General features: G+C 68.2%; 28 protein-coding genes and 2 riboswitches. Of the genes, 2 read left to right on the top strand and 26 right to left on the bottom strand.

Features of this window, described 5'->3' with window-relative positions; genetic code table 11:
• Positions 1 to 10: 10 nt before the first annotated feature.
• Positions 11 to 105, bottom strand: a riboswitch (glycine riboswitch).
• Positions 106 to 203, bottom strand: a riboswitch (glycine riboswitch).
• A 14-nt stretch (positions 204 to 217) separates the two neighbouring features.
• The 22 genes from V4U86_RS11855 to secA2 form a co-directional block, all read right to left on the bottom strand.
• Positions 218 to 1,345, bottom strand: a complete 1,128-nt coding sequence (locus V4U86_RS11855) for a M20 family metallopeptidase (RefSeq protein ID WP_395311391.1) — start codon at positions 1,343 to 1,345, stop codon at positions 218 to 220.
• A complete protein-coding gene (locus V4U86_RS11850; protein WP_395311390.1) occupies positions 1,335 to 2,009 on the bottom strand; it encodes a DUF1028 domain-containing protein in 675 nt (224 codons plus the stop codon). Before V4U86_RS11850 ends, V4U86_RS11855 begins: the two co-directional genes overlap by 11 nt.
• On the bottom strand, positions 2,006 to 2,422 hold the full coding sequence (locus tag V4U86_RS11845; RefSeq protein WP_395311389.1) for a RidA family protein: 417 nt from the start codon (positions 2,420 to 2,422) through the stop codon (positions 2,006 to 2,008). The genes V4U86_RS11850 and V4U86_RS11845 overlap by 4 nt, the downstream gene beginning before the upstream one ends.
• Positions 2,419 to 3,879, bottom strand: a complete 1,461-nt coding sequence (locus V4U86_RS11840) for a 4-hydroxyphenylacetate 3-hydroxylase family protein (protein ID WP_395311388.1) — start codon at positions 3,877 to 3,879, stop codon at positions 2,419 to 2,421. The genes V4U86_RS11845 and V4U86_RS11840 overlap by 4 nt, the downstream gene beginning before the upstream one ends.
• Positions 3,876 to 4,403 (bottom strand): flavin reductase family protein, encoded by a 528-nt coding sequence (locus V4U86_RS11835; RefSeq protein WP_395311387.1) that lies wholly within the window; start codon positions 4,401 to 4,403, stop codon positions 3,876 to 3,878. The genes V4U86_RS11840 and V4U86_RS11835 overlap by 4 nt, the downstream gene beginning before the upstream one ends.
• 85 nt (positions 4,404 to 4,488) lie before the next feature.
• Entirely contained in the window at positions 4,489 to 5,511 is a 1,023-nt protein-coding gene (locus V4U86_RS11830) for a zinc-binding dehydrogenase (RefSeq protein ID WP_395312015.1), read from the bottom strand.
• Between the two features lie 5 nt (positions 5,512 to 5,516).
• A complete protein-coding gene (locus tag V4U86_RS11825; RefSeq protein ID WP_395311386.1) occupies positions 5,517 to 6,326 on the bottom strand; it encodes an alpha/beta fold hydrolase in 810 nt (269 codons plus the stop codon).
• Between the two features lie 134 nt (positions 6,327 to 6,460).
• On the bottom strand, positions 6,461 to 7,384 hold the full coding sequence (locus V4U86_RS11820) for a LysR family transcriptional regulator (RefSeq protein ID WP_395311385.1): 924 nt from the start codon (positions 7,382 to 7,384) through the stop codon (positions 6,461 to 6,463).
• On the bottom strand, positions 7,381 to 8,661 hold the full coding sequence (locus tag V4U86_RS11815; protein ID WP_395311384.1) for a TRAP transporter large permease: 1,281 nt from the start codon (positions 8,659 to 8,661) through the stop codon (positions 7,381 to 7,383). The genes V4U86_RS11820 and V4U86_RS11815 overlap by 4 nt, the downstream gene beginning before the upstream one ends.
• A gap of 2 nt (positions 8,662 to 8,663) precedes the next feature.
• Positions 8,664 to 9,233: a TRAP transporter small permease gene (locus tag V4U86_RS11810; RefSeq protein WP_395311383.1), complete on the bottom strand. Its 570-nt coding sequence runs from the start codon at positions 9,231 to 9,233 to the stop codon at positions 8,664 to 8,666.
• Positions 9,230 to 10,024, bottom strand: coding sequence for a maleate cis-trans isomerase family protein (locus tag V4U86_RS11805; protein ID WP_395311382.1), 795 nt, complete (start codon positions 10,022 to 10,024; stop codon positions 9,230 to 9,232). The genes V4U86_RS11810 and V4U86_RS11805 overlap by 4 nt, the downstream gene beginning before the upstream one ends.
• A complete protein-coding gene (locus V4U86_RS11800) occupies positions 10,021 to 11,022 on the bottom strand; it encodes a TRAP transporter substrate-binding protein (RefSeq protein WP_395311381.1) in 1,002 nt (333 codons plus the stop codon). The genes V4U86_RS11805 and V4U86_RS11800 overlap by 4 nt, the downstream gene beginning before the upstream one ends.
• Before the next feature lie 435 nt (positions 11,023 to 11,457).
• Positions 11,458 to 12,078, bottom strand: a complete 621-nt coding sequence (locus V4U86_RS11795; protein WP_395311380.1) for a MerR family transcriptional regulator — start codon at positions 12,076 to 12,078, stop codon at positions 11,458 to 11,460.
• Between the two features lie 195 nt (positions 12,079 to 12,273).
• Complete coding sequence (locus tag V4U86_RS11790) at positions 12,274 to 12,768, bottom strand: bifunctional nuclease family protein (protein ID WP_395311379.1); 495 nt, start codon at positions 12,766 to 12,768, stop codon at positions 12,274 to 12,276.
• 46 nt (positions 12,769 to 12,814) lie between these two features.
• Positions 12,815 to 13,543, bottom strand: coding sequence for a MerR family transcriptional regulator (locus tag V4U86_RS11785; RefSeq protein WP_395311378.1), 729 nt, complete (start codon positions 13,541 to 13,543; stop codon positions 12,815 to 12,817).
• A gap of 29 nt (positions 13,544 to 13,572) precedes the next feature.
• On the bottom strand, positions 13,573 to 14,103 hold the full coding sequence (gene odhI / locus V4U86_RS11780; RefSeq protein WP_395311377.1) for an oxoglutarate dehydrogenase inhibitor Odhl: 531 nt from the start codon (positions 14,101 to 14,103) through the stop codon (positions 13,573 to 13,575).
• 146 nt (positions 14,104 to 14,249) lie between these two features.
• A complete protein-coding gene (gene gcvH, locus V4U86_RS11775) occupies positions 14,250 to 14,645 on the bottom strand; it encodes a glycine cleavage system protein GcvH (protein WP_395311376.1) in 396 nt (131 codons plus the stop codon).
• A 36-nt stretch (positions 14,646 to 14,681) separates the two neighbouring features.
• On the bottom strand, positions 14,682 to 15,512 hold the full coding sequence (locus tag V4U86_RS11770; RefSeq protein WP_395311375.1) for a DUF881 domain-containing protein: 831 nt from the start codon (positions 15,510 to 15,512) through the stop codon (positions 14,682 to 14,684).
• A 3-nt stretch (positions 15,513 to 15,515) separates the two neighbouring features.
• A complete protein-coding gene (locus V4U86_RS11765; protein ID WP_395311374.1) occupies positions 15,516 to 15,848 on the bottom strand; it encodes a small basic family protein in 333 nt (110 codons plus the stop codon).
• 41 nt (positions 15,849 to 15,889) lie between these two features.
• Entirely contained in the window at positions 15,890 to 16,810 is a 921-nt protein-coding gene (locus tag V4U86_RS11760; protein WP_395311373.1) for a DUF881 domain-containing protein, read from the bottom strand.
• Positions 16,803 to 17,402 carry a CDP-alcohol phosphatidyltransferase family protein gene (locus tag V4U86_RS11755; RefSeq protein WP_395311372.1) on the bottom strand — a complete coding sequence of 200 codons (600 nt, stop codon included), beginning with the start codon at positions 17,400 to 17,402 and terminating at the stop codon, positions 16,803 to 16,805. Before V4U86_RS11755 ends, V4U86_RS11760 begins: the two co-directional genes overlap by 8 nt.
• Before the next feature lie 10 nt (positions 17,403 to 17,412).
• Entirely contained in the window at positions 17,413 to 19,779 is a 2,367-nt protein-coding gene (gene secA2 / locus V4U86_RS11750) for an accessory Sec system translocase SecA2 (RefSeq protein WP_395311371.1), read from the bottom strand.
• Positions 19,780 to 19,904: 125 nt separating this feature from the next.
• Between secA2 and V4U86_RS11745 the strand changes: the two genes are divergently transcribed.
• A complete protein-coding gene (locus V4U86_RS11745) occupies positions 19,905 to 21,845 on the top strand; it encodes an ABC transporter ATP-binding protein/permease (protein WP_395311370.1) in 1,941 nt (646 codons plus the stop codon).
• A 78-nt stretch (positions 21,846 to 21,923) separates the two neighbouring features.
• Here V4U86_RS11745 and V4U86_RS11740 read toward each other — a convergent pair whose 3' ends face one another.
• The 3 genes from V4U86_RS11740 to V4U86_RS11730 are packed head-to-tail and all read right to left on the bottom strand — an operon-like array spanning position 21,924 to position 24,676.
• Positions 21,924 to 23,420 (bottom strand): FAD-binding protein, encoded by a 1,497-nt coding sequence (locus V4U86_RS11740; protein ID WP_395311369.1) that lies wholly within the window; start codon positions 23,418 to 23,420, stop codon positions 21,924 to 21,926.
• Positions 23,417 to 23,911 carry a VOC family protein gene (locus V4U86_RS11735; RefSeq protein ID WP_395311368.1) on the bottom strand — a complete coding sequence of 165 codons (495 nt, stop codon included), beginning with the start codon at positions 23,909 to 23,911 and terminating at the stop codon, positions 23,417 to 23,419. The genes V4U86_RS11740 and V4U86_RS11735 overlap by 4 nt, the downstream gene beginning before the upstream one ends.
• A 45-nt stretch (positions 23,912 to 23,956) precedes the next feature.
• On the bottom strand, positions 23,957 to 24,676 hold the full coding sequence (locus V4U86_RS11730) for a TetR/AcrR family transcriptional regulator (RefSeq protein ID WP_395311367.1): 720 nt from the start codon (positions 24,674 to 24,676) through the stop codon (positions 23,957 to 23,959).
• 100 nt (positions 24,677 to 24,776) lie between these two features.
• Between V4U86_RS11730 and V4U86_RS11725 the strand changes: the two genes are divergently transcribed.
• Positions 24,777 to 25,217 (top strand): nitroreductase/quinone reductase family protein, encoded by a 441-nt coding sequence (locus V4U86_RS11725; protein ID WP_395311366.1) that lies wholly within the window; start codon positions 24,777 to 24,779, stop codon positions 25,215 to 25,217.
• On the opposite strand, the gene V4U86_RS11720 is transcribed toward V4U86_RS11725, so the two are convergent.
• Positions 25,130 to 25,876 carry a hypothetical protein gene (locus tag V4U86_RS11720; RefSeq protein WP_395311365.1) on the bottom strand — a complete coding sequence of 249 codons (747 nt, stop codon included), beginning with the start codon at positions 25,874 to 25,876 and terminating at the stop codon, positions 25,130 to 25,132. The genes V4U86_RS11725 and V4U86_RS11720 overlap by 88 nt on opposite strands.
• Positions 25,877 to 26,044 lie beyond the last annotated feature (168 nt).

Here is a 26,044-nt window from a genome sequence, read left to right as displayed (position 1 = left end):
CACGTCGGTGCCCTCTCCCTCTGTCGGGGGTGCCTGAGAGATTCAGTCCGCGGTGGACCTTTCCCCATGGGCGGGTGCGCTGAGCACCGCTTTCCAGAGGCATCGTGGCCGTGCGCGGTCCGGGGGCCTGAGAGGTTGACGGAGAGGTATTGCTCCTTCGGCGCCCGTGACTGGCCGTCACGGAACTCTCCCGCACAAGGGCGATGCGCAGCCGATTCTACCGCCCGGCCAGATCCAGCGCCGTCCACGCCAGCGCAGTCGCGCCGTCCCGCAGCGCGGCCTCGGCCTGCGGGCCCACCGCGGCGTCGGCGAACTCTCGCTGATGGTTCACCGCCGGCAGCGATCCGATGCCGATATACGGGTGGATGGCCCGCACCACCTGGGACACATTGCCCATGTCGGTCGACGCGGTGCGCATCGCCGCCGCGCCCTCGGCCGGCTCGGCCAGCATGTCCCGCCCCAGCCGCGCGGTGTTGGCGATGAACAGGTCCAACAGGTCCTCGTCGGTGCGGAACTCCGCGTACGGCGGGGACTCCAGCTCGATCTCCAGTTCGCAGCCCGTGCCCAGGGCCCCGGCGGCGAAGCAGTCGCGGATGCGGCGTTCGATGCCGGTGAGCTCGGCCAGGGTGCGGGCCCGCACGTACCAGCGGCCGGTGGCCGAGTCCGGGATGGCGTTCGGGGCCGTTCCGGCCTCGGTCACCACACCGTGCACCCGGGTGGTGGGTGGCAACTGCTGGCGCAGCAGACCGATGGCGACCTGGGCGACGGTGAACGCGTCGGCGGCGTTGACCCCCAGGTGCGGGTACGCACCGGCGTGGGCGCTGACCCCACGGTAGGAGATCCGCCAGTGCGCGACCGCCAACGGTTCGGCGCGCGGGGCGTCCACCGGGCCGGGGTGCATCATCAGGGCCGCGTCCAGGCCGTCGAACTCGCCGGCATCCAGCATGCTGATCTTGCCGCCGCCGCCCTCCTCGGCCGGGGTACCGATGACGTGCACGGTGATGCCGGTGTCGCCGGCGGCGCGCACCATCAGTGCCGCGCCCACCGAGGACGCGGCGATCAGGTTGTGCCCGCAAGCGTGACCGAGCCCGGGCAGCGCGTCGTACTCGGCGATGAAGGCGATGTGCAGCGGTCCGTCGCCGGCCCGGGCGTGGAACGCCGTCGCCAACCCGGCGGCTCGGCGGTCGACGCTGAACCCGTGCCCGTCGAGCAGGTCGGTCAGCATCCGGTGGGCCCGCACCTCCTGCCACGCGGTCTCCGGATCGGCGTGCAGCCGGGTGCTGATGCCGCGCACCAACTCCCAGTTGCCCACCAGACACTCCCGGGCCAGTTCCTTAAAGGTCACCCGGGACCCCGAAGCTCGGCGCGGCCGACGGGTCCAGGGCGCGCCGGACGTAGTCGTCGCGCTGGGGCTCCCAGACCGTCCACAGCTCGGCCAGCCGCGTGTACGGGTCCTCGGCCCAGTCCACCCGCAGCGTCGTCTCGGGCCATTCGACCTCGCGGTAGACCAGCAGCCCGGCGGCGTGGATCGGGCCCTCCTCGCCGCCGGCGGCCAGCGCGGCGGCCAGCCCGTCCAGCAAGCGGCGTTCGAACTGCCCGGCCGTCGAGGTCTCGTAGCCGCGGACCAGTTCGGTGATGGTGGCCGCCGAGGCCAGCATGTTGCCGGCCCCGACAACCCCGTCTCCGGCGAGGTGGTGGTGGTTGCCCAGGGCGCCGGTACCGCTGAACGCGGCGCTGCGGCCCGCCCGGTCCAGCACGGTCAGCTGCCGATAGTCGCGCAGGTCATGGGCCGCGACGACGGTGTCCAGGGCGGTCCGGGCATCCGCGCCGGCGGCGAGCTGATCCAGCAGGAGCGGGCCCAGCCGGGGGTCGGTGACGTTCTGGCTGGCGGCTGCCCCGAGCCCGGGCCGGATGTTCAGGCAGCGCGAGGCCACCGCGGGCGAGGACGAGGCAATGATCATGCCGAAGGCCCCGGAATCGCGGTCCAGCGCGGCGAGCGAGAACGTCATGACGCCGCCTGTCGCACCGCGATGACGTCCACCTCGACCAGCCACTCGGGCCGGGCCAGGGCACTGACCACCAGCCCGGTGGACACCGGGTGCACCCCCTTGAGCCAGCGCCCGACCACCCGGTACACGATCTCGCGGTAGCGCGGATCCACAAGGTAGATGGTCACTTTGACGATGTCGTCCAGGGTGGCGTCGGCCTCGGCGAGCAGGGTCGCGATATTGGACATCGCCTGCTCGGTCTGGGCGGCCACATCGCCGACGCCGATGTTCTCCGCCGTGTCGAGGTCCTGACCGATCTGGCCGCGCAGGTAGATGGTGTCCCCGGCGACCACGGCCTGGCACAGATCGTTGTCCAGATTCTGCTCCGGGTAGGTGTCGCGGGTGTTGAACGGGCGGATTCTGGTGTGTGTCACGGGGTCTCCCCGCCCTGCACCCGATCGGACAGTTCGGCGGCGGCCTTGACCAGCCCCAGCGGGCCGTCGAAGTCGAAGTTGCGGTAGACGGCCTGATAGTGCGCGAACGGCGGTGCCTGGGCGAACAATTGGAAGGTCAACCGGTGGCCGGCATAGTCGCTGTTGAGCAGGTCGCGGGCGAAGGCCAGTAGCTTGCGGCGGTCGTCGGCCTGCCACTCGTCGGTGATCGAGTAGTACTTATCCAGCCATTCCGAGGCGCCCGGGACACCGAAGGTGGCCGAGTCCGGGGTGATGCAGATCTGGCCGCCGCACAGTTCACGGGCGTAGTGCATCATCTGCGGCAGCTGAGTCTGCGCCCACACCCGGCCGGCGTACAGCAGCGACTGGTTCGGCATCAGCAGCCCACCCGGGCTGGTCTCGGCGGTGGCGATCGCGGCGGTCAGGTGCGCGTCTATCCCCTCCCGGTAACACGCCAGCATCGCCAGCTTCTCCTGCACGGCCGGGTTGTTGTCCAGGCCGGTCTGGCGCACGTTGTGCAGGGCCGCGCCGATCATCAGATCCGCGAACCGGATCGAGCGGTGCACGTACGGCAGCGCGCTGTAGCGGTGCAGGCAGCTGCGCACGAAGGTGGCAGCCCGGGTGTGCCGGTAGAACAGCACGTCGTCCCACGGGATCAGCACGTTGTCGAAGATCACCAGCGATTCGACCTCGTCGACCCGGTTGGACAGCGGATAGTCCGCGGCGTCGCGCCGGCCGGCGAAACCGGTGCGGCAGATGAACTTCAGGTTCGGCGCGTTAAGGTCGGCAATGAATCCCACCGCGTAGTCGGAGAGCTTGGAGTCACCCCAATTGGCGATGGTCGGCTTGGTGTAGGCCTGGGTGGCGTACGGCGCGGCGGTCTCGTACTTTGCCCCGCGCACGATGATGCCGTCGTCGGTTTCCCTGACCACGTGCAGCAGCATGTCCGGGTCCTGGTCCTGGGGCCGCTTGGACCGGTCACCCTTGGGGTCGGTGTTGGCCGAGATGTGGAACGGATCACCGGTGGCAGCCTTCTTCACGTGCCGGCGGATGTTCTCGGCGAACCGCGGGTCGACCTCGTTGAGAACGTCCTGCCCGTCGTAGAGGGCCCACATCTCGCCGATGGTCTCGTCCCCGACCCGGGTGACCACACCGCGCGCCTCGTCCAGGACGAGGTCGATGGCCTTGCGCTTGTCCTGCCAATCCTGTTGCGTCAACGGCATCTTGTTGGCGATCGCGTTGCGTTCGCCGTTCTCGTCGACATAACTCATCACGTCCCGGGTGGCCGCCTCGTGCGCCAGATCGTAGATCCGGGACCGGATGTCGATGATGGGCGCGAACATCGGGTGCTTGGTGACGTCGTGCACCTGTTCGCCGTCGATGTAGATCTCACGCCCGGTGTTGATGGACTCCCGGTATTCGTCTCCGGTCTTGATCATGCGATTTGTCCTTCCGTGTTGTGTGCCGAGAGCGTGCGATACGTGCCGCGCAGATGCAGCAGCGGTTCGGCATCGGTGTGCACGACGTGGCGCACCTCGCCGAGGTAGAGGTGGTGGGACCCGACGTCGGTGACGTCGTGCAGGACGCATTCGAAGGCGGCCACACTGCCCGCGTACACCGGCAGACCGTTGCGTCCGTCGGCCCACTCGCCCTCGGCGAAGGTGAACGGCGGCCTACCCTCGCGCGAGCGCCCGGCGAAGGTGTCTGCCGCACAACGATGCTCGGGGCCCAGCAGGGAAACATTGAACGCACCGGAGTTCTGGATGGCGGCGTTGATGGGGCTGCGGCGGTTGATGCAGACGCCCAGGATCGCCGGTTCGTCGGACACCCGACTCACCGCAGACACGGTCTGCCCCCAGCGCAGGTTGTCGGTGCCGGTGGTGACGATGGTGACCGGTGTCGCAGCACAGCTGATGGCTCGGATGTAGTCGCGCGTGCCTATCGGCGTCAAGGTGGATTTCATTGTCATCCCTTGCATTTCGGATTGGGGATCGGTACCACGGATGGCAGCGTTGGTGTCCGTGGTCATGATGCTGCCCGAATCAGGATCATCTGACAAAGAGCTGGATCCGTTGTTCTGCATCTATTTTGGCGATGTCACCGGTAACGGTGACCAGGACTTTGCCGACCCGGTCCGGTTCGCCGAACCGGCGGTGCGCATCGGCAATGCGGTCGAGGGTGAACGTGGCGTCGTGTACGAGGCGCGACCGCCCGGCCACCAGGGCGGGCAGCACCTCGGCCGCCAACTCGCGGCACAGCGCGGCCCGCACCTCGTCGGGCAGCCGGCCCAGGCTCGACGAGGAGACCTCCGCACCGGTGGCCATCAGCGCACCGAGGTCGAGCTGCGCATCGCCGCCGCCGGCCACCCCGACGATCACCAGCCGCCCGAGCGGGGCCAGTAACCCGACGTTGGCGCCCAGGGTCGGCGCGCCCTGATTGTCCAGGATGACGTCGTAGCCCTCGGGCACCAGCCGGCGGGCCTCGGCGAACTCATCGGTGCCGCCGTAGTCGATCACCGTGTGCGCCCCGAGCTCGGCGCACAACGCGGACTTCTCCGGTCCCCGGGCAGTACCGGTGACCACGGCGCCCTGTGCACGGGCCAACTGGACGGCCATCGAGCCAACTCCCCCGGCCGCACCATGGATGAGCACCCGGTCGCCGGCGCGAATACGCCCGCGGTGCAGCAGATTCCACCACGCCGTGGCCGCGACCTCGGGAAAGGCGCCGGCGAGCCTCAGATCCATTTCTTCGGGGAGCACCATGCACGCACCGGCGGGCACCGCCACATATTCGGCATAGGCCCCGGCCCGGCTGAGGGCGGCAACTCGGTCCCCCACTCTCGGTGTGGTCACCTCGTCGCCGGCGGCCACCACTGTGCCCGCGCATTCCAGACCCGGGATGCCGGCCGGTGGCACTGGCATCGCACCGCGGCACTGCAGGACCTCGGCGTTGTTGATACCGAAGGCCGCGACCGCGACCAGGACATCCCCGGGCCCCGGCGCCGGGACGGGCACCCGCTCGATCCGCAGTGGTTCCGGGCCGCCCGGGTCGGCGAGCACGGCGGCCGACATCGTGGTCACCGCAACGCCACCTGCGCGTGGAAATCCAGGATGGCCCGCGTGAATTCGACGGGGCAGGTCTCCGGGCTGGCGATGTCCCCGTCGACCAGGAGGTGTTCGCGGGCCTGCGGGAAGGCCGCCATGACCCGGCCGTGACGCGGGTACGCCCGCTTGTCCCGGGCCGACGCCACGCACAGCACCGGGCCCGGGTAGCGGCCCAGTCGGTCCTCGGAACGGTAGGCGCCCACGGCGGCATGACCGCGGTCGGGGTCCGGGTGGGCCAGCACATCGCGCACGTAGCGGGACTGCACCGCGGGATGTGGGTGAGCCAGATACTCGGCGCGGCGTCGCCACAGCTGCGCGAGATGATCACCGTCGCGCTGGGCCGGGATGGCGTTGAAGGCGGGCGCCCCGCGACGGCGTTCCCGTTCCTCGGCGTCGATGTACGGAGTGGACGACAACACCAGGGAGAGCACTCGTTCGGGTGCCTCGGCGGCCAGCTGGTAGGCAACCAGGCCGCCGTAGTGGTGACCGACCAGGTGGGCCGACGGCACCCGCAGTTCGTCCAGGAGATCCCAGACCGCAGTCGCCGCTGCCTCGATCGTGTTGACGGCAGGCGCCTCGGATGCCCCGTAGCCGGGCAGGTCCGGGATCACGATGCGGTACCCGTCGATCAGTTCGGCAACGGCCCGGAATTCGTCCCAGCTGCGTGGGGTCTGGTGCAGCAGCACCACACAGGGTCCGTCGATGTCGGCACCTCTGGTGGCAACATGCATTCGCCCCGAGCGGGTCTGGACGTACATGGGTTCCGGCGCGATGCCGCTCACGTGGCCTCCAAGTCAGTGGACGATGATTCCATCCAAAGCCGCCGTGATCATCTTGGCAAACACTGAATAGTGTTGCACCGCATCGCATCTACAGATGCAAGGCATCGCCTTGAGCGATGTGGGGCGAACCCGGTTCAGCGGTCCCGGCCGACCACTGCCCGGCAGCGATCGGCGAATGCGGTGGCGCGTCTGCTCATCCGCATCGACTGCAGCGAGGCAACCACAACCCGCAACGGGCGGACCTCGTCGAGGATCGGCACCGCCACCACCCGGCCGCCGGCATAGGTGCTGTCAGTGGCCGGAAGTTGGTGCAGCAGGCTGTATCCGTGGTCCTGGGCCACCATCGCCCGCACCGTCTCGTAGCTGCTGGAGCGGTACTGCACATTGGGCGTCAACCCGCGTTCGGTGAACACACCGATGAAGTAGTCCCGGCTGAACGGCAGATCGACCAGGATCATCGGTTCGTCCACCAGGTCGGCGAGCTTGACGCCGGCCGCGTCGGCCAGCCGATGCGCGGCCGGAAGCGCTGCGTAGGGCCTAATCTCGGCCAACACGTCCCGATCGATACCCTCGCCGAGGGCCAGGTCGTAGGTCAAGGCCACCTCTGCGCGACCCGACTCCAGGTATTCACCGACCTCGCCGGCCACCGCCTCGGTGACGCGCACCTCCAGGCCCGGGTGGTCACGCTTGAGGCCGGCCAGGATGGACGGCAGGTAGAACGGCGCCAGCGGGCTGAAGCACACCACCTGCAGCGGTCCCCAGAACGCCTGCGTCTCACCGGCTATCGATTCCAGCGATTCGGCCAGCGCGGCGAGCGTCTGACGGGACCGCAACAGAAGTTCCTTACCGGCGGCGGTGAGAATGAGCCCCTTGGCATGCCGGCGGATGAACAACTGGACGCCGAGCTCTTTTTCCAGATGTGCGACGGCCGAGGACACTGCCGACTGTGCGACGAAGAGGTCCTCGGCCGCCCGGGTCATGCTCTCCCGCTCAGCGACCCGGATGAAGTAGCGCAGTTGGGTCAGCGAAATCCCGCGCAACTGGTCGACGCCGGTCACGGCCCACCCAGCACCGAGGGCAGCCAGGTGGCCAGCGCCGGGAACAGGATCACCAGCAGCAGTACACCGATGGTGGCCAACAGGAACGGGGTGTTCGCACGCAGTACGCTCCAGGCGTCCACCCTGGCGATCTTGGCCGCGACCACGAGTGACATGGCCACCGGCGGAGTGACCTGGCCGATGATCACGGTCAGCACGATGATCACGCCGAAGTACACCGGATCGATGCCGACGGCCAGCATGGTCGGCAGCATCACCGGCATGATCACCGGGATGAGCGGGTCGAACAACATGCCGGCCAGGATCGCGGTGACGGCCAGAACCACCACGTAGCCCAATTGGGCGTCGCCCGGCACGATCATCGTCGCGAAATCGGTGAGGGCCTTGGGCAATCCGGCCATCGCCAGTACCGCGCCCAGCGCCACCGACACTCCGACGATGAGCATCACCTCGCCGGTGAGCACCGCGGCCTCCACCAGGCACCGGTAGAGCCGGCGGATCCCGAGAGACCGGAATACCACCGCCGAGATTCCGATGGCGTACACGACGGCGAAGGCACCCGACTCGGTGGGCGTGAACACTCCCAAGGTCAGACCGAGCAGCACCAGGATCGGGACACCGAACGCCAGGATCGCCCCACGTCCGGTCCGCCACACCTCGCGCCAGCTGAAATCGATCCGCTCACCCCAGTTGTTGCGGCGGGCCTGGACCGCGACGACCACCATCAGCACCCCGGTCAGGATGAGGCCGGGGATGATGCCGGCCAGGAACAGTGCGCCCAGCGAGGTGCCGGTGGCGGCCGCATACAAGATCATCGGCGACGACGGCGGGATCAGCGGTCCGATACCCGAGGACGATGCGGTCACCGCTGCGGCATATGCGCCCGGGTAGCCGTGCTTTCGCATCTGCGGAATCAGGGTGGATCCGGTGCCCGCCAGGTCGGCGACCGAGGTGCCGACCATGCCCCCGAAGAACAGGCTGGTGGACACGTCGACCTGGGCCAGGCCGCCCGGCAACGGCCCGAAAAGGGACCTGGCGAAGGCGAATACCCGTTCGGCGATGCCGCCGGCATTCATCACCACGCCGGCCAGGATGAACAGCGGCATGGCCAGCAGCACGAAGCTGCTCATCCCGTCGGTCACCTGCTGCGGGTACTGCAGCATCCAGGAGCCGCCCACCGTCGCGTACAGCGCGACGCCGCCCGCCATCGCGATGATCAGCGGGGTGCCCAGCAGCAACAACCCGACGATGACGACCAGGGTGATGGCCAGTACCACGACTACTCCTGTTCTATCTGGCGCAGGATCGCAGCCCGGCAGCCCGGCAACTGGAACAGCACGATCAACGCGGCGGCCAGCGCCCCGACCGGTAACGCCGCGGTGAAGAAGCCGGAGGGCAGCCGCAGGTACGGCACCGGATCGTCACCGAACTTCGTCACGTACAGGTAGGCGAACCAGGCCAAGTGCAACAGCACCGCCGCGGTGAGCAGATCGGTGAACAGCCGCAGCCACACCTGTACCCGGACCGACAGCCTGCCGACGAAGGCCCGGATGGCGATCGACTCGCGGCGACGCACACCGAGCGTGAAGCCCAGCATGGTCAGCCAGAGCATCAGGCCGGTGACGAGCTCCTCGGTCCAGCCCAGCGGGGAGTCGAACCCGGCCCGCAGCACCGCATTGGCGAACAGGATCAGGGTGATGGCGGCCAGCGTCGATGCCGACAGCAGCTCCAGCACCCGGTCGATCAACTTGTGGGTGGCCGGGTCGGGATCCATCCCGGCGGTGGAATCGAGCACCATGGCGACCTCACCGGGCTCGGCGAGCGGCGGGTGCGGGTCCACGGCGGTCATCGCCCCGCCCCAGAAGGGTCCAGCCGGTCGTCGAGCAGCCGGCCGAATCCCAGCCGCGCCGCGCGCACGCCGGCGATCTCCAAGGCGTACCAGAAGGAGGCCTGCACAGCGCTGATCACCGGCTTACCGAGCTCAGCCTCCAGTGCCGCGATGGCGCCGACACTGGCGAAGTTGGTACAGCTGATGAACACCGCGGAGGCCTCATCGATGTCGGTCTCGACCGCGAGATCGTAGACACGTTCCAGCGGCACCTCGGCCAGTTCCTTGTCGCTGGTGATCCCCAGGCCGACACTGGCCACCACAGGGTGTCCGTTCTCGCCGAAAAACCGTGTCGCGCGGTCGATCACTTCCTGCCGGTAGGGGGTGATCAGGCTGATCGGTCCGGCCTCGACGGCCTTCAGCGCGGCGATGCCGGCGGTCGAGGTGGTGGTGCACCGGCCGATCAGCCCGCTCCATTGTTCGAAATGCCCGACCAGCATCCGGTCCCACGCCGTGCCGTGCAGGAACGAGGCGCTGGTGCCGCCGAAGACCAGCACATCGAGCGGGGCCTGGGCCACCAGTTCGACGGCCGTGCGCAGTTCCGGCGAGCGCATCATCGCGTCGATCCCGTCCACCGTGACACTGGGCAGCGTCACGCGGCTGGTGTGCACGGTGGCCGACGGGGTGGCCATGGCGTACATCTCGGCTTCCATCAGCGTGCTGGAGGCCATGTACACCAGACCGATCCGGGTCGCGGTGTTCAGTGCGCCGAGCGGCAGGTGCGGCCGGGACAAGGGCGCGGCGGCGTTCACTGGTTGTACTCGGCGAGCACGCGGTCGGCGAAGTCCCCGGGGATGCCCGCGGCGATCTCGTCGCGCACTCCGCCGACCGCCGCGCTGAGCTGGTTCACATCGGCCTCGTTGACCTGCACGCCGGCCGCCTCGAACTTGGACAGCAGCTGTTCGTCGGCTTCGGCGCCCGCGGTGCGGCTGGTGACCGCGGCGGCGGCCGCCGCCTTCTCCAGACCCTGCTGGACCTCGGGTGAGAGTTCCTGCCAGGTGTCCTCGTTGATCGTCAGGTAGACGGGACTGTAGATGTGTGAGGTCAGCGACAGGTAGGGCTGCTTCTCGTAGAAGGAGAAGGCGTCGATCACCTTCAGCGGGTTCTCCTGCCCGTCCAGCACACCCTGGTCCAGGGCCAGGTAGGCCTCGCCGATGTCGATCTGGGTAGGGGCGGCGCCGAGCGCCTCGAACAGCGCGACGCGGGCCGGGTTGCCCGGCACCCGGATCTTCAGGCCGGCCAGATCGGCGGAGGTGACGATCGGGCGCTTGCTGTTGGTGATCTGCCGAAAACCGTTCTCGCCGAAGCTCAGGACGCGGGCACCGACGGTCTCGACCAGGGATCCGCTCAGCTCATCACCGTAGGGCCCGTCCAGGAACTCCGAGACGGTGTCGCGGTCGGTGAACAGGAACGGCATGTCCATGATGGTGAAGGTCGGGTCCAGGTTGGCCACCGAACCGCTGACCGCGGCGACGTCGATGGCGCCGGCCCGCAGCCCCTGCAGCACCGCCTCCTCGTCACCGATCGCCCCGCCGGTCTGCACGGTGAGGTCGACCGAGTCACCCAGTTCGTTCTCGACCTCCTCGGCGAAGGCCAGCAGCATGTCGGCAAGCGGATCGCCTGCGCTGGTCTCCACCGCGAGCATGAGTGGTGTTGTACCGGAGTTCTTTTCGCCCGAATCGGAGCAGCCGGACAACACCAGCGCGGCGGCCGCGCCACACACCGTGATCGCCCTCGTCAGTGACTTCATCGTTTCCTCTCATGGCCCAACGGTTTTCGGGTGGAACTTGGATCCGCCGCCGGCGCCGATGCCAACGCGATGGATCAAGAGTCCGAGACCAACTGGACCGCGTCAAACAGTCAAAAGCGAGCGTCTGCATCTGTCAAACAGATGCTGCGTAACACGAATTTAACTGCAGCAGAAGACACTTCGTCGTGACACGGACGTAACGCGGCTACGTTTGACTACTGGGTTGGCAACGGCGTAACCGGCCCCGATTCGAGGAGAAAACCGGTGGCCGCCCCAGGGGTCGGGACCGACGGCGCGGCGTGGACAGCCCGCAATCGGCCGCTTGTGACAAAGATCATCGGCGCCGCGGCGCCGGGAGTGTGTCCAATGCAATGGTCTTTGCGCACGAAAAAAGCCGCCCGTAGGCGGCCTCTTCGAAGTGCTGTCCGTGCGAACTCAGCCGATCTTGCGGTCGCGGGTCTTGCGCCGCGACGCCAGCTCGTCCTCCGGGGCGGCGATCGACTCGCCACCGTCGGCGCGCTCGCCCGGGAAGTCGGCGATCGCACCGGTCAGCTCACGCATGGCACCCGACACCGCGATGCCGAACACGCCCTGACCGCCCTGCAGCAGGTCGACGACCTCTTCGGCGGAAGTGCACTCGTAGACGGTGGTGCCGTCGGAGAACAGGGTGATGTTGGCGAGGTCCTGCACACCGCGCTGGCGCAGGTGATCGACCGCGACGCGGATGTTGTGCAGCGAGATACCGGTGTCCAGCAGCCGCTTCACGATCTTGAGGACCAGGATGTCCTTGAAGGAGTACAGCCGCTGGCTGCCGGATCCGGCGGCGCCGCGGATCGACGGGACCACCAGCGACGTCCGCGCCCAGTAGTCGAGCTGGCGGTAGGTGATACCGGCGATCTGGCAGGCGCTGGGCCCGCGGTACCCGACGAGTTCGTCCGGCACCGAATCATCCGGGAAGAGCCCGCCCTGCACGGGCTCGCTGGGGGCACTGTTCACCGGCTGTCTGGCGCCGCTGGAAGACAAGTCCAACTCCCCCTGATGTGGCGTGTCGCCCACAGTCCATCCTCTCGCCGTCGACCCCGCACCGTGACCGATACCGCGTCAGATCCGGGTTCGAATGTGTCGAGCATACGCTCAACACATTGCCGCTACTGCTCGTCGTCGATCAAAATTATGGCTGCCCGTTTCTCACGCCGCTCACACTCGACCCGCGTGTCGAGCTCACGAGACGCATCCGTGACGTTCCCTTGATCAGGTGGCTTTGAAGTCGTCCGGGGACACGCTGTCGAGGAACTCCTTGAATTTCTCCACCTCGTCCTCGCGCACCGGTCCGTCCGACTCGTCCTCGGTCTCGTCCGGGATCAGCAACCCCGCCTCGGCCAGCACGGCTTCCTCGACATAGATCGGTACCCCGACCCGCAGCGCGATGGCCACCGAATCCGAGGGCCGCGCGGACACCTTGATGTCGCGGTCGAAGATCAGGTCGGCGTAGAAGGTGCCTTCCTGCAGGTCGACGATGCGTACCTCTTTGAGCGAATGCCCCAGCGCGGCAATCAGATCGCGAATCAGGTCGTGCGTCAGCGGCCGGGGCGTCTCGATACCCTGCTGTTCCTGCGCGATCGCCTGAGCCTCGGACTGGCCGATCCAGATCGGCAGATAACGGTCACCGTCGGACTCCCGCAGGAGCAGCACCGGCTGGTTCTGGGGTTGCTCCACGCGTATACCGACTACCCGAACCTCACCCATCAGCGCCTGCCCTTCGCGAATCAGCCGTCGAGGGAAAGTCTAGTCCTCAACGATCGAGAACGTCTCGCACCGCGGACTTGATCAACGACGTGTGCAGAGTGATGGCCAGCGCCGCGACTTCCCGTGCCAGATCGTCGGCACGGTCCCGCGCACCGGCCTTACCTGCGGCGGCCACCGGACCGGCGATCTGGGCGATCAGGTCGGACTGGCGGTCCGCCGCGGACCGGAACGCCCGCAGATGCCGGGGCTCGACGCCGTAGTCGGCCAGCGCCCGCGCGCACTGGGCGATCGTCACCGAGTGCTCGTCGAAGAATCCCGCCGGGCCCGGTTTGATGACACCCGCGGTGACCAGCGCGCCCAGCAGGGCGTTGTCGACACCGGACCGGGACAGCAGGTCCTCCCTGCTGAGCCGGACCTGGGCCGGGGCCACCGCGTCGGTGGCGTCGGCGGAGTCCCCGGTCACCTGCACCAGGCGCGGCGCGGTGTACGCCGTGCCCAGCGGTGGCAACTCGCCGTCCGGCTGGGCGTCCAGCTGTGCCTTGATGACCTTCAGGGGCAGGTACTGGTCGCGCTGCGCGGTGAGCACGAATCGCAGCCGCGCACAGTCGTAGGCGGTGAACCGGCGGTAGCCCGCGGCCGAACGCTGCGGTGTGACCAGTCCCTCGGCCTCCAGAAACCGGATCTTCGAGATGGTCACATCCGGGAAGTCCGGACGCAGCAGGTCCAGCACCGCTCCGATGGACATCCCGGCCGGTGCCGGTTCGGGCTGGGTCATCTGGTCCTGGCCTGTCAGTTGCCGGCCATTCAGCTGCCGGCGGCGTCGTCCGTCTTCGGCCCGGTCAGGAACACCAGGCGGAACTTGCCGATCTGCACTTCGTCACCGTTGGCGAGCACGGCCGAATCGACCGGCTCCCGGTTGACGTAGGTGCCGTTGAGGCTGCCCACGTCGACGACCTGGAACTCACCGGATTCCAGCCGGAACTCGGCGTGGCGCCGGCTCACCGTGACGTCGTCGAGAAAGATGTCGCTGTCGGGATGGCGGCCCGCCGACGTGGTCGCCTGGTCGAGCAGGAATCGCGACCCGGCGTTGGGGCCACGCTTGACGACCAGGAGTGCCGATCCTGCAGGCAGTCCTTCCACGCCGGACACCGAGCTTTCAGCCCCGGTTGCCGGCGGGGCATCCAATTCGTTGAGGAAATCAGCGCGGAAAACCGATGTCGTCTCCACTGTGACTTCGTCGGACGTCTGGTCGGCTTGAAAGTTGCTGTTTTCCGTCACCCGCTGCTCCTCTACTGGCTGCTGTGGCGTGTCTGTCCCGCGGCCGTCAGGGGTCATGCAGCGACCCCTTCGGACTCCTGGATGCGTCTTACGTCGACCGTACCGCGCCGGGCAGCCCATTGGGTCCACCACCGCCGGATCTGGTCACGCAGACTCGCGCACGCTTGTCGCTGATCAACCGATCCGCAAAACCCTAACAACTGCTACTCGGGAAGAATCCCGCGGTAGCCGTCCGCGTCCAACAGGCCAGGCAGCGGGCCCGCCGCAGGGGCGTCCTCGATCTGCAGTTCGACCAGCCAACCCTCGCCGTACGGATCGGAGTTGACCAGCTCGGGGCTGCCTTCCAGCTCGCCGTTGACGGCAACGACTTTGGCGGTGACCGGGGCGTACAGGTCCGACAGCGATTTGGTGGATTCCACCTCACCGAACGAGTCGCCGGCGGTGACGGCGGCGCCGATATCGGGCAGCTGCACGAACACCACATCGCCGAGGGCCGCCTGCGCGTAATCGGTGATGCCGACCCGCACGGTGTCCTCGCCGGTGCGTCGCACCCACTCGTGTTCGGCGGTGTACTGCAGATCGGACGGGATCTCGCTCACGGGGCTCCTTCTGGCTGCGGACTCCAGCGACTGGCGCTATTTGACTGGCTGAGCGTATTGGCGAGGTTTCGGTTGCCGCAAGGCGGTCACCTCGACGGTCTCCGACTGTGTCACCGCCATCACTCCGCCGACCCGTTTGACGCTGTCCATGGCGCCACCGGGAATGTTCATCGCGGCCGCGAGTGTCGGCGGGTCACCAATGGCCAGAACCGAATACGGCGAGCCCACGGTCACTCCGTCGATGATCAGCGCGCCGGGGACGCCGGCCACCCAGGTGTCCACTCCCACCCGGACCCCGGGCGTCGGCACATTCCCCGTGTCGCTGCGAACTCCCCCGCCGACGGCACGGATCTCCATCGCCTCCGCGCCGGCGGCCCGCAACTCGTTGATCACGTCCAGCATGGTCTCCGGCGACACGCCGCGGGCGCTGTCCTGGATGTCGATGGTGACCCCCGGCCCGACGGCGGCCACGGTGCCGATCAGGATGGACAGCGCGGCCAGCCGCGCCTGCGCGTTCTCGATGGCGGCCTGATCGCTGCTGCCGGAGGCCTGCAGCGCGTTCAGCGTCTGCTGCAGATCGGCGACCTCGGTGTTGAGTGTGGCCTCGCGCTGTTGCAGGGAATCCAGCAGCACAAGCAGATCGGCCGGGCGGGCCGTCTCCAGCGAGTCCCCGGATCCGGTCTGGCGCACCTGGGTGACGATGGCGACGCCGAGCAGCACGCACAGCAGCACACCGAGCGCACCGAATACCCATTGAGACCTGCTGCGGCGGTTGGGTGCGACGGCATCGCCGGGCAGTTCGTGCCGTCCGTGCTCGGGTTCGGTGTGCTCTGGTTCGGTGTGCTCGGGTTCGGTGTGCTCAGCCATCGCTCACGCCCCGAACAGTCTGCGGCGCAACGCGGCGGCGTTACCGAAGATGCGGATGCCGAGTACGACGATGATGGCGGTCGACAGCTGGGTGCCGACCCCGAGTTGGTCACCGACATAGACGATCAGCGCGGCCACCGACACGTTGAACACGAACGACACGACGAAGACCTTGGAGTCGAAGATCCGCTCCAGGTAGGCCCGCAGACCACCGAACACCGCGTCCAGCGCCGCCACCACGGCGATCGGCAGGTACGGCTGGATCCCCTCGGGCACGCTGGGATGGAAGACCAGCCCGATCACGATGCCGACGACGAGTGCGGCGATTCCGATCATGTCGCGGTCACCTTCGTCGCCCGATCAGTCATGTCCCATGCCTAGCGTCCAATCTCCTTGGCAAAGCGAATCTCTCGCACCGAGGCGCCCGGCACGTTGAGCGCCTCGCCGGTACTGACCGTAACCCCGACGCCGTAGGACTGCTGCAGCAACGTCAGCCGCTGCATACCCGGGCTGCGGTTGAACACATCCTGCATGGCGTGCGGCGGCCCCAGGGCGACGATCGCGTACGGACTGGTGATCGGCCGGTTGTCGACCAGGATGCCGCCGCCGGCCTGCCGGATCGTGACGTTGGGCCCGATCCGCGCGCCGCCGACCGAGACCGCTTCGGCGCCGCCCACCCACAGCGAGTTGACCACCAACTGCAGATCGCGGTCGAGGATCACCTGCTGGCTGCCCTCGACCCGCTGCTTGGACACGTCCGACAGGTCCGGGGACATCCCGGGATCGGTGACGGTGACGGTGAGCCCGGGACCGATCGCGGGGGTGGCGGCGGCGGAGAACTCCGCGTCCTCCAGGGCGACCAGCAATGCCCGGCCCTGCTCGTCGCCGGCGAGCCTGCTGCGCCGCTCGGCCTCTACCTCGGTGGCCAGGGCGTCGCGGTTGGCTTCCACGGCGTCGGTGCGGGTCTCCCCCGCCCGGACGCTGTCGGCCAGCACCTGCTGGGTGTGCCGGTTCACCGGGGCCACCGACTGCGCCTGCGAGGCCGCGGCGGCGAACACCGCCGCGACGGTGAGCCCGCCCAGCAACGCCCAGCCCCCGGCCCGCAGCCGGCCCGACAGTCCCTCGCCGGGCGGGTCCGGGCGCTTGGCGGCGGCCGCCGCGTAACCGGGGTCGAGATGGTCGGTGAGCAACGACCTGAGCAGCGATGGCACCGGAAGGCGCTGGGGTGCACCCGCTTCGTGGTGGTTGAGGCCGGCATCCGGCCGGAAGCCGCCGAGCGAACTCGAGGGATCAACCATTCCCGGACGTCCTCTGCGGCAGCTGTCTGACCACCATCCCCACCTGCAGCAGGTAGAGCACCGCCGACCACAGGTACAGCGCCATCCCCCAGATCAGGAAAGCCCAGCCACCGGCCAGGACGACCCGGCTCCACTGGGCGTCGAACTGGCCCAGCAGCACCAGCGGCAGCCCGGACATCAACGCGAAGGTGGCCGCCTTGCCCACATAGGTGACCGGCAGAGCGGTCAGCCCGCGGCTGCGCAGCACCGGCAGGGTCGCGGCCAGCACCAGGTCGCGGCCGATCAGCACCGCCACGAACCACCAGGGCACGATGCCCGCGGCGGCCAGCGCCACCGGGATGACCACCATGTAGATCCGGTCGGCGGCGGGGTCGAGCAGTTCACCCAGACGCGAGGACTGGTCGGCGACCAGCCGGGCGATCTTGCCGTCGGCCCAGTCGGAGAAGCCGCTGAACATCAGCACCGCGACGGCCCACCCGGTCGCGCCGGTGAACAGCAGATACAGGAACACCGGCAGCAGCAGCAGCCGCAGCACGCTGAGCGCGTTGGGAATGGTGAGAACCCTGTCCCGGAGATTCTCGGACCCGCCCATGACGGTCAACCTAGCGGAACACACCCGGCAGGCTCAGCGCCGACATCACGTTGTCGGCCAGCGGGTCGTCGTGGATCATGTACGTCCACGTCGAGGTCGGCCGCGCGAGACGGGTGAGGTCCAATCCGGTGTCACCGCCGACGATGTCGGCGGTGTCGAAGGTCTGCTGCGCGGCTTCGATGGCGTCGGCGGCCAGCGAGGCGAAGGCGTCGACCGCCATCCGGTGGAATTCGTCGAGCGGGCTCTGATTGCCCAGCGCGCGCAGGCTGATGCTCTCCCGGATGTCGGCCAGGTAGGCCAGATGATCGGCCCAGGCACGGTCCAGGTGGTACAGCATGATCATCCGGCAGATCTCGTCGAGTCGTTCCTCGGACACCGCTTCGGCGATCTGCTCGTAGCGCTTCGGGGAGCGCTCGGCCAGTTCGTCGCGGGCCGCGGAGGTCCGCAGCAGCGTGTCCCGGCGGTCGACCAGAATGGCGCGCTGCTGGGCGGTGAGCTGGTTGTAGCGCCAGGTGTTGGCGTGCAGGTCCAGCGTCTTGCCCTCGGCGATGCGCTGGGCATGGTCGAGCAGGGCGGCTGCCTTGTTGCTGGTGATCTTGCCGTCCCCGTCGGTCTGCAGCGGCAGCTTGTTGGGCTCCAGGTGGGCGACGACGACGTCGTCCTCCCAGCTTGCGAAGAACACCGAGGACCCCGGATCGCCCTGGCGGCCGGCGCGGCCACGCAATTGGTTGTCCAGACGCTCGGTGTAGTGCCGTCCGGTGCCGATGACGTGCAGGCCGCCCAATTCGGCGACCTCGTCCTTTTCGGCGGCGTGATCGCCGATATCCGAGCCGCCGAGGCGGATGTCGGTACCGCGGCCGGCCATCTGGGTGGACACCGTGACCCGGCCCCGGGCGCCCGCCTCGGCGATGACGGCGGCTTCCTCGGCGTCGTTCTTCGCGTTCAGCACCACGGCGGGGACGCCCGCCTTGAGCAGCCGCTCGTGCAGTTCCTCGGATTCGGCGACATCGCGGGTACCGACCAGGATCGGCTGGGAGGTGGCGTGCACCTCGGCGATGTGTTCGACGATGGCGTCGTTCTTGGCGGCGACGGTGATGTAGACCCGGTCGGCCTCGTCCTCGCGGACGTTGGGCTTGTTCGGCGGGATCGGCGAGACGCCGAGCTTGTAGAACTGCCGCAGCTGCTCACCGGCGGCCAGCGCGGTGCCGGTCATGCCGCACACCCGCGGGTACCGGTTGATCAGGGCCTGCACCGTGATGGTGTCGAGCACCTCGCCGGTCTCGGTGATGTCGATGCCCTCCTTGGCCTCCACCGCGGCCTGCAGGCCGTCCGGCCAGCGCTGCAGGGAGGCGATCCGGCCGCGCGAGGCGTTGATCAGGTGCACCGCCTGGTCCCGGACGATGTAGTGCACATCGCGTTCCAGCAGCACATGGGCGTGCAGGGCGACGTTGATCTCGGTCAGCGTCGACCCGACATGCTCCTCGGAGTACAGGTCGATGCCGCCCAGCGCCGCTTCCAGCCGACGCGCACCCGCATCGGTGAGCTGCACGTTGCGCCGGTCGGCGTCGGTCTCGAACTCGGCGCCCTCACGCAGTTCCCCGACCAGCCGGATGATCTCCAGGCGCGGGGTCTCCCGGTGTGAGGTACCGGCCAGCACCAGCGGCACCAGCGCCTCGTCCACCAGCACCGAGTCGGCCTCGTCGATCAGGGCCACATCCGGGACCGGGGACACCAGGTCGTCGACCGAGGTCACCAGCTGGTCGCGCAGCACGTCGAATCCGATCTCGTTGACCGAGCCGTAGGTGACGTCGCAGGCGTAGGCCGCGCGGCGCTCGTCGCGGGTCGAGTCGGCGGTGATCCAGCCGACGGTCAGGCCGAGGGCCTCCAGCAGCGGACCCATCCACTCCGCGTCGCGGCGGGCCAGGTAGTCGTTGACGGAGATGACGTGCACGCTGCGGCCGCCGATGGCGTAGCCGGCCGCCGCGATCGCCCCGGCCAGGGTCTTGCCCTCACCGGTCGCCATCTCGACCACGTCGCCGGCGAGCATCCGCAGGGCGCCGAGCAGCTGGACATCGAACGGCCGAAGCGCGATCGAGCGGTCGGCGGCCTCCCGCACGAGGGCCAGGAACTGTGGGACATCGGAGGACTCGGCCAAGTCCTGCAGATTCAGCAAGCCGGCGGCCTTGCGCAGCTGCTCGTCGTCGAGTCCGGCAGCCTTCTCGTCGAACTTCGCCGCGGCACGCACCTGCGTCATCGAGCGCGCCTGGTCCTTGTCGGTGCTCGCACCGAGCAGCTTCCAGAATCGGTTGCTCAACCCGCCGGATTTCGCACCGGACTTGGACGCCTTCGAGGTCTTGGAACTCACAGCCACAGTCATACGGTACGCGGGCGCTCGCCGGGGTCCGGCGCTCCGGATCGTCTCGGCGTTCGATGGCACCGCGCGCGGTCTGCGACGCGACCCTCTGGCCCCCTCGGTACAGCTCCGCGCGGTACCTTGCCCGCATGGAAATGTTCACCACGTCCCTGGACTGGGGCAGTGAGCTCGTCACCTCGCTGCTGTGGATCGCCAAGGCGTGGGCCATGGCGGCCGTCGGCACGCTGGTGGTGCTGGTTCTGCTCGGCCGCTTCACCAGCTGGGGACGGCAGTTCTGGCGCATCACCAGCGGATATTTCACCGGCCCCGGGTGCCTGAAGGTGTGGTTGTGGCTGGGCGCCATCCTGCTGTCGGTGATCTCCGGTGTCCGGCTGAACGTGCTGTTCAGTTACCAGGGCAACGACATGATGACCGGCGCGCAGGTTGCGGTGCAGGGTCTGTCCAGTGGTGACGAGGCGGTACGCCAGTCCGGGGTGGACGGATTCTGGGCCGCACTGTGGATGTTCGCGCTGCTGGCCACCATTCACGTCGCGCGGGTGATGCTCGACCTGTTCATGATGCAGCGGTTTATGCTGGCCTGGCGGACCTGGCTGACCGCCCGGCTGACCGGCGACTGGCTCGACGGCAAGGCCTACTACCGCAGCCGGTTCATCGACGACACCATCGACAACCCGGATCAGCGTATCCAGGCCGACATCGACATCTTCACCACCAACGTCGGCCCGCTACCGAACACCCCGAACAACACCAGTGGCGCCACCCTGTTGTTCGGCGCCATCGACGCCATCGTGTCGGTGATTTCGTTCGCCATGATTCTGTGGAATCTGTCCGGCGATCTGACCGTCTTCGGTATCACGGTGCCGCGGGCGATGTTCGTGATCGCCTTTGTCTACGTGTTCGTCGCGACGATCATCGCGTTCTGGATCGGCCGCCCGATCATCCGGCTGAGCTTCGACAACGAGAAGTACAACGCCGCGTTCCGGTACGCGCTGGTGCGTCTGCGGGATGCGTCGGAATCGGTGGCCTTCTACCGCGGCGAACTCGCCGAGCGGGTGCAGTTGCGCAGGCGCTTCGAGCCGATCGTCGCGAACTATCAGCGCTTCATCAACCGGTCCGTCGGGTTCTACGGCTGGAACTTGACCATCAGCCAGATCATCAACCCGCTGCCGTGGGTGATCCAGGCACCGCGCCTGTTCTCCGGCGACATCCAGCTCGGCGATGTGTCGCAGACCTCGTCGGCGTTCGGCAACATCCACGACTCGCTGTCGTTCTTCCGGAACTCCTACGATGCGTTCGCCGGGTGGCGGGCATCGATCATCCGTCTGCACGGTCTGGTGGTCGCCAATGAGGAAGGCCGCGCCCTGCCGGAGCTGACCGTGGAGCCGTGCCGGCACTGCACCGTCGAAATGAAGGACATCGACGTGCACACGCCGGCGGGCGAACTGCTGATCGATGATCTGAACCTGGAGTTGCAGCCCGGCGACACGCTGATCATCACCGGCCGGTCCGGCGCCGGCAAGACCACCTTGCTGCGCAGCCTCGCCCAGTTGTGGCCGTACACCACCGGTACGCTGCGCTGCCCGGACGGCATCAACGAGACGATGTTCCTGTCCCAGATGCCGTATGTGCCGCTGGGGGATCTGCGCGGGGTGGTCTCCTACCCCAAGGGCCCCGATGTGCTCTCCGACGACGAGTTGAAGGCGGCACTGGACAAGGTGTCCCTACCGCAGTGCTCGAAACGCCTTGCCGAAGTGGCAGATTGGGCGAAGGTGCTCTCCCCCGGCGAGCAGCAGCGCATCGCGTTCGCCCGGGTGCTGCTGACCAAGCCGCGGGTGGTGTTCTTCGACGAGGCCACCTCGGCGCTGGACGAGGGCCTGGAGTACAGCATGTACGACCTTGTGCGCCGCGAACTTCCGGACACCATCCTGGTCAGCGTCACCCACCGCAGCACGGTCGGCCAGCATCACGAGCAGCATCTGCATCTGCTCGGCGGTGGCCAGTGGATACTCGGCGAGGTGGACGACGATATCGCCAAGGACGACAGGGACCGCGCGCCGGAGCCGAGTTAGCCGAGCCCTCTACCCGCGAGAGTGCAGAAGATCGCGAGATCTCGTTGAAATTCGGGGATCTTCTTCACTCTCGGCGCGTCAGCCGGCCCGGCCGGCGGCGTGCTTACCTGCCCGCCGGCCGAAGAACGACCCTTCACCCAGCTGCACCCCGCTGGCGTAACCCTTGCCGTCGCGGGCGATGTTGGACGCGCAGGCCCCGGCCGCGTAGAGCCCCGCGATCGGGGCGCCGTCGGCGTCGAGCACCTCACCGTCGATGGACACCCTCAACCCACCCATGGTGAAGCCGGAGTACATGGCCACCCCGAGGGTCAGGTCGAAGGCCGCCCACGGACCGGTGTCCTGTGCCGCGACGTAGTCGGGCTGCTTGTGGAAGTCGGGATCGGTTCCGGCGGCGGCGTTCTCGTTGTAGCGATCCAGCGTCGCGGCCAGCTTGCCCTCCGGGATGCCTAGCGCCGACTCCATCTCGGCGACGGTCTCCCAGCCGTCGATGAACTTGATCAGCGGCATCTCCGGCATCTGCATGTGTGCCTCGTCGACGATGAGGTACGCGCTCTGATCGGGTTGCTCGAGGACGAACGCCGAGGTGCGCGAGTGGTAGGAATCCTCGGCGACGAAGCGCTCGCCGTTCTTGTTCACGATGACGCCGGTGAGCAGGATCTCCGGCGGGTAGGCGGCGGCGGTGATGAACAACTGGTCCAGGTTCTTGGCGACGCCGCCGGCCGAGACGCCCAGCTTGATGCCCAGCCCGTCGTCGTGCGGGTTGCCCAGGATGTAGGGCGCCACCGTGCCGTGGTGCTTGGTCTTGCGCTCCTGTCCGAGCGCGGGGGTGTACTCGGCCACCATATCCGGATTCATCGCGAATCCACCGGCCGCGATGATCACCGATTTCGCCTTTACCGCACCGGTTTCGGTGAAGTGCTTCCAGTTGACGCCGACCACGGCGCCGTCGGAGACGACGAGGTTGGTGGCGCCGGTCTCGTAGCGGAACTGGACCCCGAGCTGCTCGGCACGCTTGAGCAGCAGATCGATCACCATCGCTGCTCCACCCAGTTCGCCCGGGACCGGGACCGAATGACCACGCGGGGCGGGTTTGGCCTGCTCGCAGAACGGCCACACCTTCTCGTTGCCGGTGTAGGACAGCCCCTCGGTGCCCGGGGGCACCACCACCTTGCCCGGGTAGTAGCTGCGCTCGAACTGAAAGCCCAGGGATTCCAGCCAATCGAAGTGCTCGACGCTGCCGTCGCAGTAGGCGCGGATCTTGTCCAGTTCGGGATCCTCGGTCACCGCGACCAGGTACTTGTACATCTCGTCGGCGGTGTCGGCATGGCCGGTCGCTTCCTGCACGGCGGTGCCACCGCCTAGGTAGAAATGTCCGCCGGCCATCGCGCTGGTGCCGCCGGCGGCCGCGGCGCGTTCCAGCACCAGCACCCGGGCGCCGGATTCGGCGGCGGTGACCGCCGCGCAGCCGCCCGAGATGCCGAACCCGACGACCACCACGTCGACCTCGTCGGACCACGCCGCCTCGGCGTCTGCCGCGTTTACGGTGGCCGGGATGTCTTTGAGGGTCGACGTCACTGCTGCTCCTGTTTGATGTGGTCGAACATTGCCTGGATATCGGAGGGTATGTAGGCGATCTCGATGAACGGGACACCGGAATGCTCGGCGCCGACGTAGGCGAACCGCATGCCGCCCGGCATGACGCCGGCCGCGACGACGTGGGCCCCGGCTGCCTCGGCGTCGCCCACCCGCGCCTCGAACTCGGCTTCGTCGGCGGCGGGCACGCAGATGTGATGCAGCCCGGGTCCCGCGCTGTCGAGGAACTCCTGGTAGATGCTCGTGCCACGGACCGGCGCGATGATCTCGAGCTGGGTGTCGCCGGCGTAGCTCAAGGCGATGTCCGCGACGAAGTCGGCGGGCCGACCACGGTGGGTGCAGGTCTCGGGACCGAAGTGGATGCCGGCCATGCGGGTCCATTTCTTCGCGCCGAGCAGCGCGCCGAGCATGCGCTCGGTGGACCCGAGGTCGCGCGTCACCCAGGCGATCTGGACAGGTGTCTGGTCAAGCATCGCTGTGAGGATATAACCACCGGCCCGGCATGGCTAGAACGTGTTCTAGTTATGCCCGGTGGGTGGCCAGGGTCCGCCGGCGGGTGCGGTGAGCGCCTGCAGCATCAAGCGCATCTGGGCGTCGAACACCGCCGCCGGCATCGAGAGCGTGTCGGGGCCGTACTGGCCGAACACCTCAAGGCTGATCGCCCCCACCATGGTCGCCCACAGCAGCACGCACCGCAGCAGCGCCGGATCCCCGCCGCCGAAGTCGAACTCCTCCCGGATTCGGTCGAAGTCCTTTGATACCGGCTGCGGCGCAGCGCCTTTCGGATCGGGTACCGACCCTTGCCGGATTCCGTCCCCGACCGCCGCGAACAACGAGGCGATCACCCGGGTACCGGGCCCGACCGTCAGCTCGGCCGGTGCCCGGTACCCGGGTACCGGGCTGCCGTAGAGCAGCGCCCAGCGAGCCGGTTGGTCGACGGCCCATCCCCGGGCGGCGTGCGCCATCGCGAGCAGCCGCTCGGCCCAGTCACCGGAGGCCACGCCCGCATCGGCGGCGTCGACGGCGTCGGCCAGCTCGGCGTAGGCGTCCACCAGCAACAGGGTCAGCAGATCGTCGCGGCTGGCCACGTAGCGGTACACCGCCGAGGACACCAAACCGATCTCCCGGGCGATCGCCCGCAGCGACAACCCCGCGGCGCCGTCGCTCACCAGGTGGCGCCGGCCCACCTCGATGATCTGCGCCTCGATCCGGTCCCGCGACTCCTGCCGTTTACCCACCGGGCCAGTCTGCCAGAAACGAGATCAGTGCTCTTGAATTTCGGCGACACGGGTGTCATGGTTGATAAAAGAGCACTGCTCTCCCAAGAGAGGATTCAAAATGACCGAGCGTTATGACCAACCGAACCGCGCCGCCCGCACGTTCAACGCGGCCGTGCGGCATCTGGCGGAACTGGGAATCGGCATCGCCGGCAGCCGGGCACTGCGGGTGCGCGGCCGGACCACCGGCCGGTGGCGCTCGGTGGTGGTCAATGTGCTGACCGTGGACGGCCACGACTATGTCGTCTCCCCGCGCGGAAACACCCAGTGGGTGCGCAACGCGCGGGCCGCGGGCGGGGTGCAGACCGGGCCGCGGTGGCGTCGACGCGATGTGCGTATCCGGGAGATCGCCGATGCCGACAAGCCCGAACTGATCAGCCGGTACCTGGACAGGTGGTACTGGCAGGTCAAGGGTCACGCAGGCGGGTTGACGCCCTCCTCCACCGAGTCCGAGGTGAAACGGATCGCCGCCTCGATACCGGTGTTCGAGCTGGCCGGCTGAGTCGCGACCGCCTCGCGGATGCGCTGGCCGGTGGACTGCCAGGACACCGCGGTCGGGGCGCCGCCCCAGGTGCTGTTGAACAGGCCGACGATGGCCGCCCGCCCGTCCGGGGTCAGCGTGTAGACCGGGCCACCGGAGTCACCCTTCTGGCTGACCACTCCGTTGCCCATGGTGAACCAGCCGTTGTTGACCGCCGCGACGGTGCCGCAGCTCTCGCCGGTGATGACGCCGAAATGGCACACCTGCTGGCCGGGTTCGTGCACGGCGTGCGCCGCATCGATCACCAGGGTGCGCCCGCCGGGCAGCACCGGGTTGATGGCGACGTCGTCGGCCAGGGTGATCGCGCCCCAGTCGGCGAGCTGATGATCCCCGGTGACGGTTGCGCCATTGGGAGTGTTGTCGTCGAACAGCGCCATCGCACCGATCACGTTGCCGGCCTTGTCGGTCACCGGGCCATCGCCGCGGCAGTGACCGGCGGTGAACGCCGCGCGGGCCGCCGGGTCGACGAAGCCAAGTGTGCACAGGGTGCTGCCCTGGCGGATCTCCATGCCCGGATAGACGGTCACGGCCGGCTCGGCCGCCGCCGCCGGGGCGGTCAGCAGGGCGAAGGCCGCCGCCGGCCCCGCCGCCAGCAAGCCCAGGAACTGACGTGCACGCATCGACCCCTCCGATCCTCCACCCCTCAGGAATCGACGCTACCGGGGTGCTGTGAAGTCAATCGGATAACGAACAGATCTCGTTACACCACAAGTCTCGTAACGACCCGCGTGTCACATGGGCCACATTTCCCGGCCCGAAGTCGACGGCCGGGCCCCCGTTATCCGGAG

The sequence above is a fragment of the Mycobacterium sp. AMU20-3851 genome (genome assembly GCF_043974665.1).
In the GTDB taxonomy this organism is placed as follows: Bacteria; Actinomycetota; Actinomycetes; order Mycobacteriales; family Mycobacteriaceae; genus Mycobacterium.
This window is presented reverse-complemented; position numbering and strand designations above follow the sequence as displayed.